Consider the following 17,854-nt stretch of genomic DNA (forward strand, 5'->3'; position numbering starts at 1 on the left):
GTCTACCGGAGCGTGGTCACTCCAGTGAATATGTTGAGAAACATGGTAAGCCGCTGGCATTTTACAGCGACAAACACGGTATTTTTCGAGTAAATCATGCCGCCGGAAGCAAATCTGGAACTCAATTTGGTCGAGTCCTGCACGATATTGGTGTTGAGCTTATCTGTGCGAACAGCCCTCAGGCAAAAGGTCGTGTTGAGCGTGCCAACAAAACACTTCAGGACAGGCTCATCAAAGAAATGCGCCTCAATAAAATAAGCAGTATCGAAGAAGCCAATGCTTGGCTGGAAACGTTTATCGTAAACTTCAACCAGCGCTTCGCCAAAACGCCCAAATATCCAAAAAACCTTCATCGCCCTGTGGCAGAAACGATTGTGGATCTGGATGATATTTTCTCATGGCAGGAAACCCGTAAACTCTCGAAATCATTAACATTCCGTTATGATAAGATGATATATCTGGTTGAACCCACAGAAGAAAACACCCGAATTGCCGGGGAGAATATTAAGGTCTTTGATTACCCTGATGGCACCCTCGCCTTCAAATACGGCCACCGCGCCCTCTCCTATCAGGTATTCGATAAACTGGACTGTATCGATCAGGGGCAAATTGTCGATAATAAGCGACTCGGTGCAGTGCTCCGATTGGCTCAGGATAAAATGGATGAATTGGATCGTAACGGCAAACGTGAGCGAAGCACAAAGATGCCGAAGCGGCGTGCTCAGGCTCGTATACAGGAACAGTTACGAGCAATTAATCCAGTTCTGGTTAATCCAAAAGAATTTCGTGCGAGCTTGAAAAGATAATCTTATCTAAATTTGTAAAGGCATTATTATATTACAATGCCTTTATAAAAAGATAGAAACTCCAATCTAATTATATTTTATTCGCATGGATAACATCCATAATAAATACAACTAAGGTGTGAGATGCATTGACTGCGAGTCTAGCTTCGGCAACTACGATCTGCGGAGGGTTTTGACCACGCCCATGAGCACTCCCTATATGTGATCTGAATGCACCAATACCGTCAATTATTGATGAAATTCCTTTTAAAATTTTGTGCTGATCATCCGCTAACGTAGCGTCGGCATTAAGGTTCAAGCTCGGCTGCACGGCAGCCCAAAGAGGTGCTACATTCAATTTTTGTGGCATAGGTAAATCGAATTTTTCTATGTAGCATTTTAATGCAGATTCAATTATCGCACATGCTGCGGTGACTGATGCATGCGGATCGGTTTGAATATTCTCTACTGCACGAAGAAACTCATTTTCAATAGATGAGTAGTCGCCAGACTTCAGATAATCCTCTAGCGTTTTAGAAATCGGAGTCGAACCTGATTTAGTGATAAATCCATTGAGTCTGTAGACTAATTGGTTCTTAGATAAAGCATCGATTATTCTTTTTTGCCCATATTCGACAGTAGATCCAGCTCCAGCCCTAGAGTATGAATTCGAAGGTAAACCCATGTAATTCTGGATGATACTGCCTAATACTGAAATTGCATCTATCGAGTCGTCTTCATTGCAAATTTTCAGCCAATTACTGCATTTGGTTTCACAGTTTCCCATTGGCACCTCACCAGGTGCGCCTGATTCCATAAACAGCGAATTTAAAGACGTATGGCTAAAATAATGTTCACTAAGTACTGAAGACACCGCGCCAATGACATTGTTAGGTATTTTATTATTCATTTTATTCCTTAGTTATTATTCGATTGCTGATTTTTAATGTATTTTTTTAACCGAAAGTAAGTGGCCCGCGAAATGCCTGTTTTTTCCATAACCACTCTGGCTGGTTGTTTCTGATCAATAAGCGCCATGGCCGAGTCCGATTTCAGGTGGGGCTTACGTCCGAATTTCACACCGGACGCCATAGCAATCAACCGTCCCTCGTTGGTACGTTCCAGAATACGCTCCCGTTCAGCCTCAGCCACAGCAGCCAAAATCTGAATCACCATTTTCCCCATTGTCCCTTCGGTACTCAGGCCATTTTCAAGAAAACGGATGGCAATCCCCTTTTTATAGCAGGCATCAACGATATGGATCATATCTGCGGTATTGCGCCCTAGCCGGTCCATTTTGGTACAAATGATAATGTCGTCTTTTTCCGCCCGGGCAAGCAGCTGCTGCAACCCTGCGCGGTCGTCCGTGGCTCCCGACATCATGTCAGTAAAAATTCTGTCATCTCTAACGCCAATTGATTTCAGCTCTGTAATTTGCACTGTCAGCTTCTGATGGCTGGTTGATACCCTTGCATATCCCAGTAATGCCATAATGGTCTCACAAATCGATATTGATACTATGAAGTATCATTAGACATAAATCACGATTTCTGATACTACATTTGAAGTCGTTTTGAGGAGTCTCACAATTTATAACATTTGAGACGAAGGTATTGTTCGAAAATGAGCATGAAGCCGGTGCGTAGCAAGAAGATGGCTAAAAGACGAGCGCAAGCCGGGCTCAGGAACAACTCAGGGCCATTAACCAAGTGCTGGTGAATCCGGCAGAGTTCAGGGCCAGCCTGAAACGTTAACAACCCCCTATCCTACTTATCCTGTTAGAAATGGCTCTGACAGGCATGGCAATATTTGCTGCCGAAATGGGCATTAATCCCTGTGGCTTGCATCACTGAGGAAAGTTTTTTGGGAGAGCCTTCGTAGCACTTAGGACAGAAAGGACCATTTGGCTTTCCATCAACAGATGTAGTTCTGTAATAAAAACCATCCCGGAATTCTAATTCATCAACTGTACTGAGTTGGGCTTTGAGAGATGAGATTTCCCCCTGCAGAGAACTTATCTCCTGTTGAGCTTCAGCGAGATTCATTCTGGCATCGCTCAGGCTTAAGTATAACTCGCTGAGTTTTAATCGAAACTCTGCTTCATTGAACGCTGCGGTTGCATCCTTAAGGTCTTTTGCAATATTGAAAGCCAGCTTTACTGCATTTAGCCCTGCTGTAATTGAAGCCATATCAGCCATTTATCTTTCCTTTTGATTAAATTCACAGCACCAATTATGCAAACTAAGTGCTCAAAGAACCTTGATGAAGTGCATAAAAGTGACATTTCAATTTTGGAGAAATAGGTGACATTTTAAACTTGCTTTAACAGGTAATGTAGAGGCTCAATGCTAATGTCTATTTGGGGGCTGCGGATGTTTTCCTGGACTGTTATGTTGTGATCCCAAGATGCTGCCGGTACTTCACAGGACTCATTGCACCTAATGATAGCTTGATACGTTTCTCGTTATACCAGCGTATGTACCTGTCCAGGAAGCAGATAAATTTTTCCAGCGTGATACCCGCCCAGTCTCTGCCATAGAACATTTCGTTTTTGATACGCCCGAAGAAGCCTTCACACGCAGCATTATCCGACGAGCATCCTTTGCGCGACATGGACCTTATAAGTCCGGAGGTGTTGATACGCTCGAGCCAGCCCGGCCACCGGTAATGGCCACCACGATCGCTGTGTATCACCGGTTTATCATGTTCGTTGAGCGTATCGAGTGCGTCATCGAGCATCGTATTCACCAGCGTCGCGTCCGGGCGTGTTCCTATCGACCAGCTTACAACCTGGCCATCAAAGCAGTCGATAACCGGCGACAGATAGACTTTTCCAGCCGGAAGCTGGAACTCCGTAATATCGGTCAGCCACTTCTCATTTGGCCTGCAGGAACTAAAATCCCGGGCGAGTAAATTTTCCGGTGCCGGACCGATTTCGCCACAGTAAGAGTTATATCGTCGTCGCCTGGTGCGCTTAACAACGAGCTGCTCTTCTGCCATCAGTCTGCGGACAACCTTTTCAGAAATAACCCTGTTGTTACTGCGAAGCATCGCGTGAAGGCGCCGGTAGCCGTAACAGCGGTAATTCTCCTCAAAGATATCGGCCATGATCACGCGTATTTCCGCATACTTATCGTACAGACGTTTGCTGGCTTTGTGGTAAAAATAACAGCTGCGGGCAAGTTGCAGAACGCTTAGCAACTCAGCAACGGGGTACTTTTTCTTAAGGGCATCAACTATCAGGGTTTTCTCCCTGTTTTTCAGTTTCAAAAAGCTGATGCCCAGATCTTTTTTTATCAGTTCATTCGCCTTTGTCAGTATGTCACGTTCGAGCTGCAGCTGATGAACCTGCTTCCTGAGATGCTGGATTTCACCGAGTAAAGCATCCTGATTTTTATCCTGAGGGGCTGCCTTTCGTTTGCGCATGGATTGATAAGCCTCGTCACTGATAAGGTCTTTCTTCCATTTGTACAGGACCGGGACGCTGACGCCTATGCTTTGTGCAACTTTACGCGCGGTTCCACGTCGGTTACAGAGCTCCCGGACGGCCTGAGACCTCTCTTGCGGGCTGAAGCATTTGCTTGTGCCTGAGCGAATGACCAGGGGACGCGCATTTGGGTAAAACTCTTCAATCCAGCGCTTTAGAATTTCGTTACTGGGGTAGCCGATGGCTCGGCGAGTGTACGACAGGCAACCACCGTGAGTAAGATAATGCTCAACAGCAGCAATTTTCTGTGTACGTGAATAGCGTTCTCTTGGTTTTAATTCCCTGGGTAAATCGCCCTTCTCTTCATAAATCCGAACCCAACGGCCCAGCTGTTTTGTGGAAGGATATCCCAGCTCCATGACGACAACGGAGGCTTTCTTTCCGTACCGGTAATAGAGTTCGACGGCCCGAATCCGGTCCTCGTATGAATGCATAAATTAACTCCTGAAGGTCCAGGAATTTGTCCGCACTTCCTTGTGGCTCATTAGGAATGTCCAGGGGCTTTGTTGAATAAATCAGATTTCGGGTAAGTCTCCCCCGTAGCGGGTTGTGTTTTCAGGTAATACGCACGCTTTCAGGCATACCTGCTTTCGTCATTTTGTTCAGCGCTCGTACCAGGGCCATAGCCTCCGCAACCTGACCATCGTAGTCACGCAGTGTCAGTGAACCTCCGAACAGCTGTTTTACCCGGTACATCGCCGTTTCCGCTATCGAGCGACGGTTATAATCTGTTGTCCATTTCCACCGCGCATTACTCCCGGTCAGCCGCTGATTCGCAACAGCACGGTTACGGTCTGCATATTCACCGGGCCAGTAACCCGCGCCTTTTCGGGGCGGGATAAGCGCGCTGATTTTCTTACGCCGCAGTTCATCGTGACAGAGCCGGGTGTCGTAAGCGCCGTCTGCCGATGCTGCCCTGATTTTTCTGTGAGTCTGCCGGATAAGACCCGGGAAGGCTTCTGAGTCCGTCACATTGTTCAGCGACAGGTCTGCACAGATGATTTCATGTGTGTTGCTGTCAACTGCCAGATGCAGCTTTCGCCATATACGACGGCGTTCTTTGCCGTGTTTTTTGACTTTCCATTCGCCTTCACCAAAGACCTTCAGCCCGGTGGAATCAATCACCAGATGCGCGATTTCACCTCGGGTGAACGTTTTGAAACTGACATTAACCGACTTTGCGCGCTTGCTGACACTGGTGTAATCCGGGCAGCGCAACGGAACATTCATCAGTGTAAAAATGGAATCAATAAAACCCTGTGCAGCCCGCAGGGTCAACCTGAACACGCGTTTAATGACCAGAACGGTGGTGATGGCGAGATCATAATAGCGCTGAGGTCTTCCCCGTGATGAAGGCGTTGCCGACTCATACCAGGCCTGAATAGGTTCATCATCCAGCCAGAAAGTTATGGAGCCACGGTTGATGAGGGCTTTATTGTAGGTGGGCCAGTTGGTGATTTTGAACTTTTACTTTGCCACGGAACGGTCTGCGTTGTCGGGAAGATGCGTGATCTGATCCTTCAACTCAGCAAAAGTTCGATTTATTCAACAAAGCCGCATTGAGGCTGTAGCCCAAGGCGATGTTTGCGATGGAGGCACCGGGTTCAGAACACTCCTGAATGACCTGAGCCTTGAAAGATTTGCTGTAGGTACGGCGCTGAGGGCGCATGGAAAATCCGCTTGATGGGCCATGGCCTTCGGCGGCGGTGTCGGGAAGGTGTGTTGGCCGGACGGATACTGTTGAACTACGTTGTCTGGAGCAACGGAAGTGTTTCGGCCCGACTCTGGAACGCGATCCGCAGCGACGACTGGGCAATTCCGCACGTTGGCCTGAGCAGCCTCGGGGAAATCGTCGTCTGGGCGCGCCCAGACGAGTTTCCGCCAAGGAACATGCAGACGAGCAAGGGGCTGCGGGCACTCGGCTACAACGTGAGGATCGGTGTTTGATCGAGGCGCCTGTGGCACACGCAGGCTGACGAGCCAGGCGCTGTCCATTGCCTGAGCAGTTGACCTGCATCAATGGGGCGGGAGAACGCTGCACATTGACTCTTGAGGTTATTCATAGTAGGTCTAATATTACAAAGTATTGCAAGGATTTCCTTGGCCGGAACCGCAAAGCGACGCGATTGGAGAGGGTGAGATGAAAGCGCACCTACAGGTGATTTTCACGCTCGATGAATTGGCTGCGTACTTGAAAGTCGGCAAGCGGACGCTTTATCGGCTCGCCGCACACGGGGAAATTCCGGCTTTCAAGGTGGGCGGGACGTGGCGGCTTCGTCAAAGTGAAATCGATCAGTGCATCAATGATCAGACCCGAGCCGGAGCAAAGAAGGAGGTGATGCGCAAGCGTGAACAGCAGAAGTCATCCGAGCAGCCCGTGTCGCCTGGGCGCACTGCCCGTCACAGCAGGCAAAGGGCTTGAGTAACTCGTTTTCCAATTTTTCTGGAGGTATGACATGGACATCGATTTCAAGAAGTTGGCTCCCTGGAACTGGTTCAAGAACGAGCAGCAAGAGCAGCAGACCGTCTCTTCCCTGCCGGTGCAGCGCAATGACCTGCCAGCGGCGAGCGGGCCAGTCAGCCCGATCCTGCAACTGCATCGGGAAATCGACCGGCTGTTCGATGACGCATTCCGGGGCTTCGGTTTTCCGGCGTTGAACATGCCGCAGTGGCCATCCGATTGGTCGGGCATGCTGAAGCCGGCCCTGGACATCCAGGAAACCGACAAGCAGTACAAGATTACCCTGGAAGTGCCCGGTGTCGAGGAGAAGGACATCCAGATAACTCTCGACAACGACGTGCTGATGGTGCGTGGCGAGAAGCGCCAGGAACAGGAGAAGAAGGAAGGTGGCTTCCACCGTGTGGAGCGCTCCTACGGCAGCTTTCAGCGTGCCTTGAACCTGCCTGACGACGCCAACCAGGATTCGATCAAGGCATCGTTCAAGAACGGGGTGCTCACGGTCACGATCGACAAGCGCGAGGTCAGCGCGCCGAAGCAGGGACGCTCGATCCCGATCAACGGCTGACGTCGCCGGCTCGTTCGTCACAAGAAAAACCCGGCACGAGACGAGGAGTCGCGGCTCGCGATGCCTCGTCGCCTCAACCTTGTCAACCTTCTCAGGAGCATCAGCATGGCCAGAAAACAATGCCAGGTCTGCGGCCAACCCGCCACCGTGCGGGTGGAAGCCAATCTCAACGGTCGTAACAGCACCATGCTGTTGTGCGACGACCATTACCGGCAATTAGTGCGCCAGCAAAAGCGCACCGTTTCGCCGCTGGAAGCCTTGTTCGGCTCGCGTAGCGGCCTGTTCGAGGACTTCCTCGGCAGTGACTTCTTCCGCATCGGCGAAGACGCGACGCCAGTTGCCGCCGATACCGATGACGTGGTCGATGCCTCGTTTGGCGAGCCCGCCACCGCAGGTTCGGGTGCGCCGCGCCGTCGCGGCAGTGGGTTGGCCAGCCGCATCAGCGAACAGTCGGAAGCCTTGCTGCAGGAGGCCGCCAAACACGCTGCCGAATTTGGCCGCTCCGAGGTGGATACCGAACATCTGCTGCTGGCGCTGGCCGACAGCGACGTGGTCAAGACCATCCTGGGTCAGTTCAAGATCAAGGTCGATGACCTCAAGCGGCAGATCGAGTCTGAGGCCAAGCGCGGGGACAAGCCCTTCGAGGGCGAGATCGGCGTGTCGCCGCGCGTGAAGGATGCGCTCAGCCGCGCCTTCGTGGCCTCCAATGAACTCGGCCATTCTTATGTCGGTCCAGAGCATTTCCTGATCGGTCTGGCCGAGGAAGGCGAAGGGCTGGCCGCCAACCTGCTGCGCCGCTACGGCCTGACGCCGCAGGCGCTGCGCCAACAGGTCAGCAAGGTGGTCGGCAAGGGCGCCGAGGATGGCCGCGCTGAGACGCCGACCAACACGCCAGAACTCGACAAGTACTCGCGCGACCTGACCAAGATGGCGCGCGACGGCAAGCTCGACCCGGTGATCGGCCGCGCGCAGGAGATCGAAACCACCATCGAGGTGCTGGCCCGGCGCAAGAAGAACAACCCGGTGCTGATCGGCGAGCCGGGTGTGGGCAAGACCGCCATCGTCGAAGGGCTGGCGCAGCGCATGGTGGCGGGTGAAGTGCCCGAGACCTTGCGCGACAAGCGCCTGGTGGAACTCAACATCAACGCCATGGTGGCCGGCGCCAAATATCGCGGCGAGTTCGAGGAGCGCGTGCAGAAGGTGCTGAAGGAGGTGACCGAGCACCAGGGCGAGCTGATTTTGTTCATCGACGAGGTGCACACCATCGTCGGTGCCGGCCAGGGCGGTGGCGAAGGCGGGCTGGACGTGGCCAACGTGTTCAAACCGATGATGGCGCGCGGTGAACTCAACCTGATCGGCGCCACGACGCTGAACGAGTACCAGAAATACATCGAGAAGGATGCCGCACTGGAGCGGCGCTTCCAGCCGGTGACGGTGCCCGAGCCGACGGTGGCCCAGGCCATCATGATTCTGCGCGGCCTGCGCGACACCTTCGAGGCGCACCACAAGGTCAGCATCTCCGAGGACGCGATCATCGCGGCGGCCGAGTTGTCCGACCGCTACATCACGGCGCGCTTCCTGCCGGACAAGGCGATCGACCTGCTCGACCAGGCGGCCGCGCGCGTGAAGCTGTCGGCCACGGCCCGGCCGGTGGCCGTGCAGGAGCTGGAGTCCGAACTGCACCAGCTACGGCGTGAACAGGATTACGTGGCCGCGCGCAAGCAGTACGACCAGGCCGCCGAGCTCGGCAAGCGCATCGAAGCCAAGGAGGCCGAGCTCAAGAAGCTCGTCGAGGACTGGGAGCGGGAGCGGGCCTCCGGCAGTGCCGAGGTCAAGGCGGAACACGTGGCGCAGGTTGTCTCGCGCCTGACCGGCATCCCGGTCAACGAGTTGACGGTGGAAGAGCGCGAAAAGCTGCTGCACTTGGAACAACGGCTGCACGAGCGCCTGGTGGGACAAGACGAGGCGGTCCGTGCCGTGGCCGATGCCGTGCGGCTATCCCGCGCCGGCCTGCGCGAAGGCAGTAAACCGGTGGCTACCTTCCTGTTTCTGGGCCCGACCGGGGTGGGCAAGACCGAGCTCGCCAAGGCATTGGCCGAATCGATCTACGGCGATGAGCACGCCCTGTTGCGCATCGACATGTCGGAATATGGCGAACGCCATACCGTGGCGCGGCTGGTGGGCGCGCCTCCGGGCTATGTCGGTTACGACGAAGGCGGTCAGCTCACCGAGAAGGTGCGGCGCAAGCCCTACAGCGTGCTGCTGCTCGACGAGATCGAGAAGGCACACCCTGACGTCTACAACATCCTGCTGCAAGTGTTCGACGACGGTCGCCTCACCGACGGCAAGGGCCGGGTGGTGGATTTCACCAACACCATCATCATCGCCACGTCCAACCTGGGTTCGGACATCATCCAGCGACGGCTGAAGGCGCGTGAGGCGGCTGGCGAGGAGTACGAAAAGACCAAGGCCGAGGTCATGGACGTGCTGCGCGGCCACTTCCGGCCCGAGTTCCTCAACCGCATCGACGAGATCATCGTCTTCCATGCGCTGGGCAAGGAGGAGATCCGCCACATCGTCGGCCTGCAGCTCGATCGCGTGGCGCGCAGCGCCGCCAGCCAGGGCGTGACGCTCACTTTCGATCAGACGCTGATCGACCATTTCGCGGAAGAAGGCTACAAGCCCGAGTTCGGTGCGCGTGAACTCAAGCGCCTGATCCGCAGCGAGCTGGAAACTGCGCTGGCGCGCGAGATGCTCGGTGGCGGCATCGGCAAGGGCGATCACGCCAGCGCACGCTGGGACGACAAGGCCGAACGCGTGGTGTTCGAACGCAAAGAGCCACCGCAGACCCCGGCCGAGCCGGAGCAGCCGGATGTCGCGAAGGCGACCGAGACGCCGCACGGCGACGCTGGCAAAGACTCGAGCAAGAAGAAGTCGGCGAGCGACGCATCTTGATGGCGGGCGAGGCTGCCGTGTCCGACTCCATCAGCCTGGCATGGGCAGCCTCCCTGGCATCGATCGCGGTGGCGGTCGTCTACAAGCGTGATCCGCGGTCGGCCACGCCGTGGGGGCTGCTCATCAGCGGCGGCACTGCCCTCCCGCTCGCTGGCCATCCGTTTGCGTGACGGTGCGGCCCGTCTGTTCACCTGATCCTCTGGCAACTCGACTTTCGAGGAACACGGTCCATGGAAAAAAAGAATCAATGGAATACCGGCTACTGGATCGTTGCCCTCCTGCTGTTGCTGAGTTTGCAGAGCTACTGGCAGACGGCGAAAACCGTCGAGCCGGTGCCCTACAGCGAGTTCGAGAAGGCGCTGGACGAGGGGCGCGTGGCCGAAGTGCTGGTGTCGGATCGTACGGTGACCGGGCGCCTGAAGTCGCCGGACAGCCGGGGCAAGACGACGATCGTGGCAACGAGGGTCGAACCCGATCTTGCCGATCGCCTGTCGAAGTACGACGTACCCTATGCCCGCGTGTTGGAGAGCACCTGGCTGAGCGATGTGCTGTCGTGGATCCTGCCAGCGGTATCCTTCTTTGGCGTCTGGTTCTTCCTGTTCCGCCGCTTCGCCGAGAAGCAGGGCATGGGCGGGTTTCTCAACATCGGTAAGAGCCGCGCCAAGGTGTTCGTGGAAAAGAACACCGGTGTGACGTTCGCCGATGTGGCGGGGGGGGGATGAGGCCAAGGCGGAGCTGGTCGCGATCGTCGATTTCCTGAAGAATCCGCAGGACTATGGCCGTCTCGGGGCGCGCATTCCCAAGGGCGTGTTGCTGGTCGGCCCACCGGGCACCGGCAAGACATTGCTGGCCAAGGCTGTTGCCGGGTGGCCGAATCGACCCAGGCGCGCATCGATCAGGCTATCCGCGACATCGTGATGGGCGTGTTCGAGCGCGCCTACCGGATTCTCGACATCAACCGCGCGGTGCTGGAGCGCTGTGCGCGCGAGCTGCTGGCGCGGGAAACGCTCGACGAAAGCGATATCCGTCAATTGACTCAAGGACTTGTTCGGAACTGAAAACAGTAGTAGCTGCCATTCAGAGTAAACCGACGGCTCTGTTCAGTGCGTCATCCAATTCGTCGGCATTGTTCAAGGAGAACCGATATGTCTGCATTGACTCCGTGGGACCCCTTCCGGGAACTGGATGAATTGCAAAACCGCCTGGCGACGATGTCCGGACGAATACCCCAGCGACAGGGCGCCCGTACCGGCAACGAAGCCATGACCACGGCGGACTGGGCTCCAATGGCGGACATCAGCGAGGATGAGAACGCATTCCTCCTCAAGCTGGATCTGCCGGAGGTCCCCAAGGATGCCGTGCGCGTCAGCGCGGAAAACGGTGTGCTCACCATCAGCGGCGAGCGCAAACTGGAAAAAGAGGAGCAGGGCAAGAAGTTCCACCGCATCGAACGTGCCTATGGCCGCTTTGTGCGCAGCTTTGTCTTGCCTGACAACGTTGATCCGACCAAGGTGACGGCTTCCATGAAAGACGGCGTGCTGGAAGTGCGGCTTGTCAAGGCCGAGCAAGCCAAACCGAAACAGATTGAAATCTCAGTCAACTAACTTCAATCAAGAGCCCAAGATCATGAATATCAAACAGCCACAATACACCTTCTCCGCACTTGCCCTGGCGGTTGTCGTCGGACTGAGCGGACCGGCTCTGGCCCAATCGGCGGCAGGTTCTAGCCCAGGTGCTTCAGCACCCTCTGCCGCATCCAAGGCGGCACAGCCACAGGTAGATGACAAGGCCGCCCGGGAAGCCGATAAAAAGCGTGCCGAGCTCACTCAAGACGCCATCACGGCGCTCACCAAGACCCAGGAGGCTTTGACCCTCCTTGATGCAAACAAGACCAAGGAGGCGCTTGCTGCGCTGGAACTGGCCAGCGGAAAGCTGGAACTGGTATTGGCACGCGACGCCAAACTTGCTTTGGCGCCGGTCGATGTACGCGTCATCACCCACGATATCCACGCCAACGTGGAATCGGTAAAGAAAGCGGTCAAGTTGTCTCGGGAGTTGTTGGGTGATGGCGAGGTGCAAAAGGCCCGGCCCATCGTTGCCAATCTGGCCAGCGAAATCGTAATCCAAACCGACAACCTTCCGATGGCAACGTACCCGGCAGCGATCAAATCGGCCGCACGGCTCATCGACAGCGGCAAGATCGACAACGCCAAAGCGGAACTCGCCCGAGCACTGAACACGCTGGTGGTGACCTCGGTCGCCTTTCCTCTGCCCGTGCTACGGGCCGAAGCCGCGATGGCAAAAGCTGAAAAGCTGGCCGAGACCGACAGGCGCGATGCCAAGCAGAACGAGGAGCTCAGCACCTTGCTGTCGTCCGTGCGCACGGAGATCGAGATGGCGCAGATCCTGGGTTATGGCAAGAAGGCGGACTTCAAACCCATCTTCGATCAGGTGAAGTCCATTGAGCAAAAGTCGGCTGGTGGCAAAAGCGGCAAGGGATGGTTCGACGAGTTGAAGACGCGCATCCAAAAGCTGTTTTGAGGTGATGAAGGGGCTGACTGCTCTGTCGGTCAGTCTCGCGATGTTCGCATTCAGCCCCAATAGATTCGCCTATTTTCACTATCTCATACGAGGCATATCACCATGAATGAGCAAACACCGAATCCCAATGCGACGAACGAAGGAAAAAACGAACAGGCCGCGGTAAGCAGCCTTCCTGTCAGTCCAGAGTCCAAGCCTGAAGTCGTCACGGAGGTACAGCCTGAGGTTCAGAAAGAAACGGACTCGCAGGCGGCAGACAAACGTAAACAAGTCCTCGATGAGGCAGTCTCGGCCTTGTCGCTGACCAAATCAGCGCTGGCCGCACTTGACGGCAAGGACACTGCACGCGCATTGGCAACGCTGGCCGAAGTGACGGGAAAGCTGGAGCTGATCGTCGCGCGCGAACCCACGCTCGCCCTGGCCGGCGTTGATGTGCGCACCATCGTGCACGACTTGTTCGCCAACACGGAAACCATTGAGGCGATGACCGACGAGGCGCTGGATGCCCTCAAACATGGCGAGGTGCAACAGGCTCGCCACGTGCTGGCTTTGCTGGCCAGTGAAATCGTGATCACGGTCACCAGCATCCCTTTGGCGTCCTATCCCGCAGCCGTGAAGGCAGTCGTGCCGCTGATCGATCAGGGCAAGATCGAAGAAGCCAAAGCCGCGCTGCAGTCAGCGCTCAGCACGCTGGTCGAGGAGCGCAGCGTGCTTCCGCTGCCCGTCCTGCGTGCGAAGCTGCTCCTGAAGCGCGCCGAGCCCCTGGTAGAAGATGGTCAGCGCAGCGAAGCATCCAATGAGCGCCTGGAGACATTGTTGAACGAAGCCCGGCAGCAGTTGGAAATGGCAGAACTGCTGGGCTATGGAAAAAGGAAGGACTTTGAGCCCCTGTACGCTGAACTCAAGAAAATCAAGGAAAAGACGGGAGGGGGAGGCTGCGGAAAAGGCTGGCTCGATGAAGTCAAGGCAAAACTGTCCAGGTTGTTCTGAAACCGCTGGAGAGGGGGCGCATAGCGCCCCCTCTCTTGTCCCATGAGTGTTTGATTTTTTATTTTGTATAGATCTTTAGGAGATATTGCATGAAAACAGACACCATCGCCAATTCCAATGCGGATGACCCCACCAAAGCACTGTGTTCGCTGAGCCAAAATTGGTGGCTTTTTGTGCTGCGCGGTGTCTTGGCATTGATTTTTGCAGCCCTCGCGTTCTGGATGCCACAATCGGCTCTGTTGGCCATGACCATCATGTTCGGCGCATTTTCCTTGGTCAATGGCGCGTTCAACTTGTTTGCAGCGGTGCGCCATATCCAGAAAAAAGAGCGCTGGGGCTGGCTGCTGTTCAGCGGCATTGTCGGCATACTTACGGGCGTCGTCGTCCTGGTTGCTCCTTGGGTCGCCACGATAGTCTTGGCTTCTTTTTTATGGGCTAGCGTGGGCTTCTGGGCGATTTTCACCGGTGTGCTGGAGATATCCGCCGCCGTTCGGCTGCGTCGGGAAATCAAGGGTGAAATCTGGCTTGCCCTCAGTGGACTGCTCTCGATTATCCTTGGTGCTATCGTCTTGTGGATATTTTTTACCCGTCCGGTCGAGTCATTCGTGGCCGCAGGCTGGCTGTTGGGTTTCCATGCGGCAGTCTATGGCGTCACGCTTTTGTTCTTGAGTTGGAGTCTTCGCAAACGCGCCTGGGGTAAGAGCGTGCCAAACCAAAATCTATGGATATGAGCATCCTCGATTCATGCCTCCATAGAAATGACATCGAAGGAGTCATACATGCAGATACAATATAGCTATCGAGCTATCGACAAAGAGTTTCATGAACCTTGGCAGAGAGCTTTGGGAAATGTGATCGAGCACGCCCTCAAGCCATTGCTCGACAAACACACTAAAGATTCAGCGCGACTTCAAATCGTCCTTGATCGCGACAAGATCAAGCGGCAATTTCTGGCCAGTGGCTATATGCACCTGCCCGGCAAAAAGATTGTCAGCGTTACTGCATCACATGACGAGCTGACGCCCCTCGCGCAGATGCTCGCACAGTCGTTGTTCCGTCAGGCCAAGAAGCATTTTGACCGACTGCATGCTCAGGATCAAATCAAGCGCAAAGCACGACGCGAGCGCTTGCGCGAGCTCAAGGTGCGGATTGCCGCAAAACCCGCATCAGCCGCCCATGAGGCCGAGGTGACCCGAATGCCTCTACTGTCGAAACTTGAGGCTGTCGCAAGGCGTGAGCTGGCTTATCTGCGGGCCGTCGGCGATTTACCGCGCGATTATCCGACGCTGCGCGACGTGGTGGATGAAGCGATTGTCCGAGCTAAGGTGGAATGGCAATCCGTGCCGGGGGAAAAAGAGGCTTACACCGGTCTTTTGAAGCATCTGTTCGCCGTCCTGGATAACGAAGTGGCAAGCAGCCGGCAATTTGGCGAATTCGTTTCTCTGGACGCGCCGGTCGAACCGGATGCCCAAGACGTGGCCGAGGCCATGGTGGAAGAGGAAATCTTCGAATTTTATCAGCACGATGACACACTCAAGCTGGCCGATATTTTCGCTGGCAGTCAGCATCCCGATGTCGCAACGATCGCGGAACAGGAGGAGCTGATTGATCGGTCGAGCGAGTTCGCTTTTGCATTTGACCTGCTGAAGGACATGCCGCGTTTGTGGCGGCGCATTTTTCTGCTTATCCGTGTGGACGGGCTGAATGCCAGCAGCGTCTCTGAAATCCTGCTGATTCCTAGTAAGGAAGATGCTGTCCGAAGGTGGCTCATGCAGGCCGAAGCATTCATCGCTGCTCATCTGGAAGAGGCCGGAGTAAGCAAAAACGGGAACGATTGGATCCAAGGCGTTGATTGGTCGGCATTGTCTGTGACCCGAAGCGAGGCAGCCTCACTGTGGTCCAAGGAGGCGAACCATGAAGAATGATCTTCACCTCGTCTGCCCGCATTGCCAGTCCATCAACCGCGTACCGACTGCGAAGCTATCGGAACATCCCAACTGTGGCCGCTGCCAGCAGCCCTTGTTCACGGGCGAGCCCATCGAGTTGACTACGGCGACGTTCTCGCGCCACGTGGAGCGCAGCGATCTGCCGCTGCTGGTCGATTTCTGGGCGCCATGGTGCGGGCCGTGCAAGATGATGGCGCCACAGTTCCAGCAAGCGGCGCACCAGCTCGAACCGAGGATCCGGCTGGCGAAGGTGAATACCGAGGCTGAGCCCCACCTGGCCGCGCAGTTCGGTATCCGCAGCATCCCGACGCTCGCCCTGTTCCAGGGTGGGCGGGAGATCGCCCGTCAGGCCGGCGCGATGGGCGCGCAGGACATCGTGCGCTGGACGTCGACGCAAGTGGGGCGCTGACCGATGCAGGGCTTGCTCGGCACTACGCTAATCCTGCTGGCGGCTTGCAGCCTGGCGGCGATGGCCACGGCGGCGTTCAGAGTGCCCGCCTTGCTGGGGTATCTCTCTGTCGGCGTTGTACTGGGCCCCTCAGTCATCGGCGTGATCGCGCCGGGGGAGACGCTGAGCTTTCTGTCCGAGCTGGGCGTGGCGCTGCTGTTGTTCATGGTCGGACTGGAATTCTCCCTCGGAGACTTCTGGCTCGCCCGCAGGACGGTGCTGATGGCGGGCGCTCTGCAGATGATCGCCGTGGCCCCGCCGCTGATCCTGCTATTGATGTGGCTGGGGCAGCCCGGCCAGAGCGCCGCGCTGCTCGGCACTGCGGCGGCCATGTCGTCCACGGCGCTGGTCAGCCGACAACTGGCCGACCAAGGCGAGCTCACCACCCGCCACGGACGCAGTGCCATCGCCGTGCTGGTCTTTCAGGACCTGGCCAGCGTGCCCCTGCTGGCCTTGCTGGCGATCTGGGCGCGCGGCGAGTCGCCGAAGATCGAGCATGTGCTGCTTGAAGTATTCGGTGTGCTGCTGCTGTTCGCGGCAGCGGCCCTCGTCTCGCGCCGTCTGTTGCATGGCCTGCTGGGCTGGGTGGCGCGGCGGGGCCACGAGGAATCGTTCGTGCTCGTCTCCTTGTGCGTGGTGGTGGCTGCCGCCGCTGCTGCGCACGCGGTCGGCGTATCCGCCGCCCTGGGGGCCTTCCTCGCCGGGATGGTGCTGGGCGAGAGCGACTTCCGGCACCACATGGAAAGCCACCTCAGGCCGTTTCGCGATGTGTTGTCGGGCGTGTTCTTCGTGACCATCGGCCTGCAACTGGACGCAGCACAGATTCTTTCGGCACCGCTGGCGGTGCTGGCGTGGCTGGTGGTGCTGGTACCGGTCAAGATCCTGCTCAATACGCTGGCCTTGCGGGCGACGCGCCTGTCCGCCCTCGATGCCTGGCGCACGGGCATAGCGTTGGGGCACGGCGGCGAGTTCGCCCTGCTGTTGTTGGGCACGGTCTTGCAGCAGCATCTGATCCCCGCGACCGTCGTCCAACCCATGCTGGTCGCGCTGGTGCTCAGCATGGCCCTGGCACCGCTACTGATCCGCCATCACGATGTACTTGCCCGGTTCTTGAGCCGCACCGGCGGCGTCATTCAGCCACCCCAGGCTGAAGAAGTCGAGATCGCCGCGCAGACGACGCGATATCGAGACCATGTCATCGTTTGCGGCGCGGGCGAGCTTGGCCTGACAGTCAGCGAGATTCTTCGCCACGCCGGCGTGGCGCATCTGCTGCTGGAGGCGGACGCGCAGAAGGTAGAGGCCGCGCGTGCCGCCGGCGCGCCGGTGTTCCATGGCGATGCCAGTCGGCCCGATACCTTGCTGGCTGCCGGCTTGACGCATGCGCACTTGGTGGTGCTAACGTTCGCCCATGCCCAGCAAGCGTTGCGCATCGCCCAGGCGATTGCCGAGCGCCGTCCGGCGCTAACCTTGTGGGTGTCATGCAGAAGTACGACCGCGGCCGATGCATTTCGCGCCATGCCTAACGTGCGCGTGTATCAGCAATCCTTTGCCGCAGCTATTGGGCTGGCGGAACAGGTGATGTCGACGCTTGGCATGTCGACCGAGTTGATTGAAGGACACATCAGCGCAATGCGCCGCCGTCTCGACAGCAGCCGTTTTCCAGGGAGTTCATAGTC

The 17,854-nt window shown here is 56.3% G+C and carries 17 protein-coding genes and 2 pseudogenes; 14 read left to right on the plus strand and 5 right to left on the minus strand.

The window, feature by feature from the left end; translation table 11 throughout:
• Positions 1-26: 26 nt before the first annotated feature.
• Positions 27-806, plus strand: a pseudogene (locus tag B8P98_RS28175) (transposase family protein); the annotation flags it as partial.
• Between the two features lie 70 nt (positions 807-876).
• On the opposite strand, the gene B8P98_RS28180 reads toward B8P98_RS28175, so the two are convergent.
• The 5 genes from B8P98_RS28180 to B8P98_RS28200 all read right to left on the minus strand — a co-directional run bounded on the left by B8P98_RS28180 (position 877) and on the right by B8P98_RS28200 (position 5,730).
• Positions 877-1,695, minus strand: coding sequence for an abortive infection family protein (locus tag B8P98_RS28180; RefSeq protein WP_074196144.1), 819 nt, complete (start codon positions 1,693-1,695; stop codon positions 877-879).
• Between the two features lie 8 nt (positions 1,696-1,703).
• Entirely contained in the window at positions 1,704-2,276 is a 573-nt protein-coding gene (locus B8P98_RS28185) for a recombinase family protein (protein ID WP_032676095.1), read from the minus strand.
• A gap of 287 nt (positions 2,277-2,563) precedes the next feature.
• The gene (locus B8P98_RS28190; RefSeq protein WP_224250481.1) at positions 2,564-2,983 is read right to left on the minus strand and encodes a hypothetical protein; all 420 of its coding nucleotides are present in this window, start codon (positions 2,981-2,983) and stop codon (positions 2,564-2,566) included.
• A gap of 190 nt (positions 2,984-3,173) precedes the next feature.
• Complete coding sequence (locus B8P98_RS28195; RefSeq protein ID WP_009310015.1) at positions 3,174-4,706, minus strand: IS3-like element ISKpn38 family transposase; 1,533 nt, start codon at positions 4,704-4,706, stop codon at positions 3,174-3,176.
• A 121-nt stretch (positions 4,707-4,827) separates the two neighbouring features.
• On the minus strand, positions 4,828-5,730 hold the full coding sequence (locus B8P98_RS28200; protein ID WP_228706668.1) for an IS5 family transposase: 903 nt from the start codon (positions 5,728-5,730) through the stop codon (positions 4,828-4,830).
• Positions 5,731-5,955: 225 nt separating this feature from the next.
• On the opposite strand from B8P98_RS28200, the gene B8P98_RS28205 reads away from it, so the two are divergent.
• The 13 genes and pseudogenes from B8P98_RS28205 to kefB-GI all read left to right on the plus strand — a co-directional run bounded on the left by B8P98_RS28205 (position 5,956) and on the right by kefB-GI (position 17,852).
• Positions 5,956-6,219: a hypothetical protein gene (locus B8P98_RS28205; RefSeq protein ID WP_064141889.1), complete on the plus strand. Its 264-nt coding sequence runs from the start codon at positions 5,956-5,958 to the stop codon at positions 6,217-6,219.
• A gap of 193 nt (positions 6,220-6,412) precedes the next feature.
• Complete coding sequence (locus tag B8P98_RS31510; protein WP_004118812.1) at positions 6,413-6,694, plus strand: helix-turn-helix domain-containing protein; 282 nt, start codon at positions 6,413-6,415, stop codon at positions 6,692-6,694.
• Positions 6,695-6,728: 34 nt separating this feature from the next.
• Positions 6,729-7,298, plus strand: a complete 570-nt coding sequence (gene hsp20 / locus B8P98_RS28215) for a small heat shock protein sHSP20 (RefSeq protein ID WP_004118809.1) — start codon at positions 6,729-6,731, stop codon at positions 7,296-7,298.
• Between the two features lie 105 nt (positions 7,299-7,403).
• Complete coding sequence (gene clpK / locus B8P98_RS28220; RefSeq protein WP_004118798.1) at positions 7,404-10,253, plus strand: heat shock survival AAA family ATPase ClpK; 2,850 nt, start codon at positions 7,404-7,406, stop codon at positions 10,251-10,253.
• A 230-nt stretch (positions 10,254-10,483) separates the two neighbouring features.
• Positions 10,484-11,120, plus strand: a pseudogene (locus B8P98_RS28225) (ATP-dependent metallopeptidase FtsH/Yme1/Tma family protein); the annotation flags it as partial.
• Positions 11,120-11,311, plus strand: a complete 192-nt coding sequence (locus B8P98_RS28230) for a hypothetical protein (protein ID WP_004118789.1) — start codon at positions 11,120-11,122, stop codon at positions 11,309-11,311. The pseudogene B8P98_RS28225 and the gene B8P98_RS28230, both read left to right, overlap by 1 nt.
• 87 nt (positions 11,312-11,398) lie before the next feature.
• The gene (gene hsp20-GI, locus B8P98_RS28235; protein ID WP_004118778.1) at positions 11,399-11,857 is read left to right on the plus strand and encodes a small heat shock protein sHSP20-GI; all 459 of its coding nucleotides are present in this window, start codon (positions 11,399-11,401) and stop codon (positions 11,855-11,857) included.
• Between the two features lie 22 nt (positions 11,858-11,879).
• Positions 11,880-12,794 (plus strand): heat resistance protein YfdX1, encoded by a 915-nt coding sequence (gene yfdX1 / locus B8P98_RS28240; protein WP_040088329.1) that lies wholly within the window; start codon positions 11,880-11,882, stop codon positions 12,792-12,794.
• Between the two features lie 102 nt (positions 12,795-12,896).
• On the plus strand, positions 12,897-13,784 hold the full coding sequence (yfdX2, locus tag B8P98_RS28245; protein ID WP_013307890.1) for a heat resistance protein YfdX2: 888 nt from the start codon (positions 12,897-12,899) through the stop codon (positions 13,782-13,784).
• 89 nt (positions 13,785-13,873) lie between these two features.
• Positions 13,874-14,515 carry a heat resistance membrane protein HdeD-GI gene (gene hdeD-GI, locus B8P98_RS28250; RefSeq protein ID WP_023329026.1) on the plus strand — a complete coding sequence of 214 codons (642 nt, stop codon included), beginning with the start codon at positions 13,874-13,876 and terminating at the stop codon, positions 14,513-14,515.
• A 48-nt stretch (positions 14,516-14,563) separates the two neighbouring features.
• Positions 14,564-15,709: a hypothetical protein gene (locus B8P98_RS28255; protein WP_023329027.1), complete on the plus strand. Its 1,146-nt coding sequence runs from the start codon at positions 14,564-14,566 to the stop codon at positions 15,707-15,709.
• A complete protein-coding gene (gene trx-GI / locus B8P98_RS28260; RefSeq protein ID WP_000786814.1) occupies positions 15,699-16,139 on the plus strand; it encodes a heat resistance system thioredoxin Trx-GI in 441 nt (146 codons plus the stop codon). The genes B8P98_RS28255 and trx-GI overlap by 11 nt, the downstream gene beginning before the upstream one ends.
• A gap of 3 nt (positions 16,140-16,142) precedes the next feature.
• Positions 16,143-17,852 (plus strand): heat resistance system K+/H+ antiporter KefB-GI, encoded by a 1,710-nt coding sequence (gene kefB-GI, locus B8P98_RS28265; RefSeq protein ID WP_023326110.1) that lies wholly within the window; start codon positions 16,143-16,145, stop codon positions 17,850-17,852.
• Positions 17,853-17,854: the final 2 nt, after the last annotated feature.

The sequence above is a fragment of the Klebsiella quasivariicola genome, assembly GCF_002269255.1.
Classification (GTDB): Bacteria; Pseudomonadota; Gammaproteobacteria; order Enterobacterales; family Enterobacteriaceae; genus Klebsiella; species Klebsiella quasivariicola.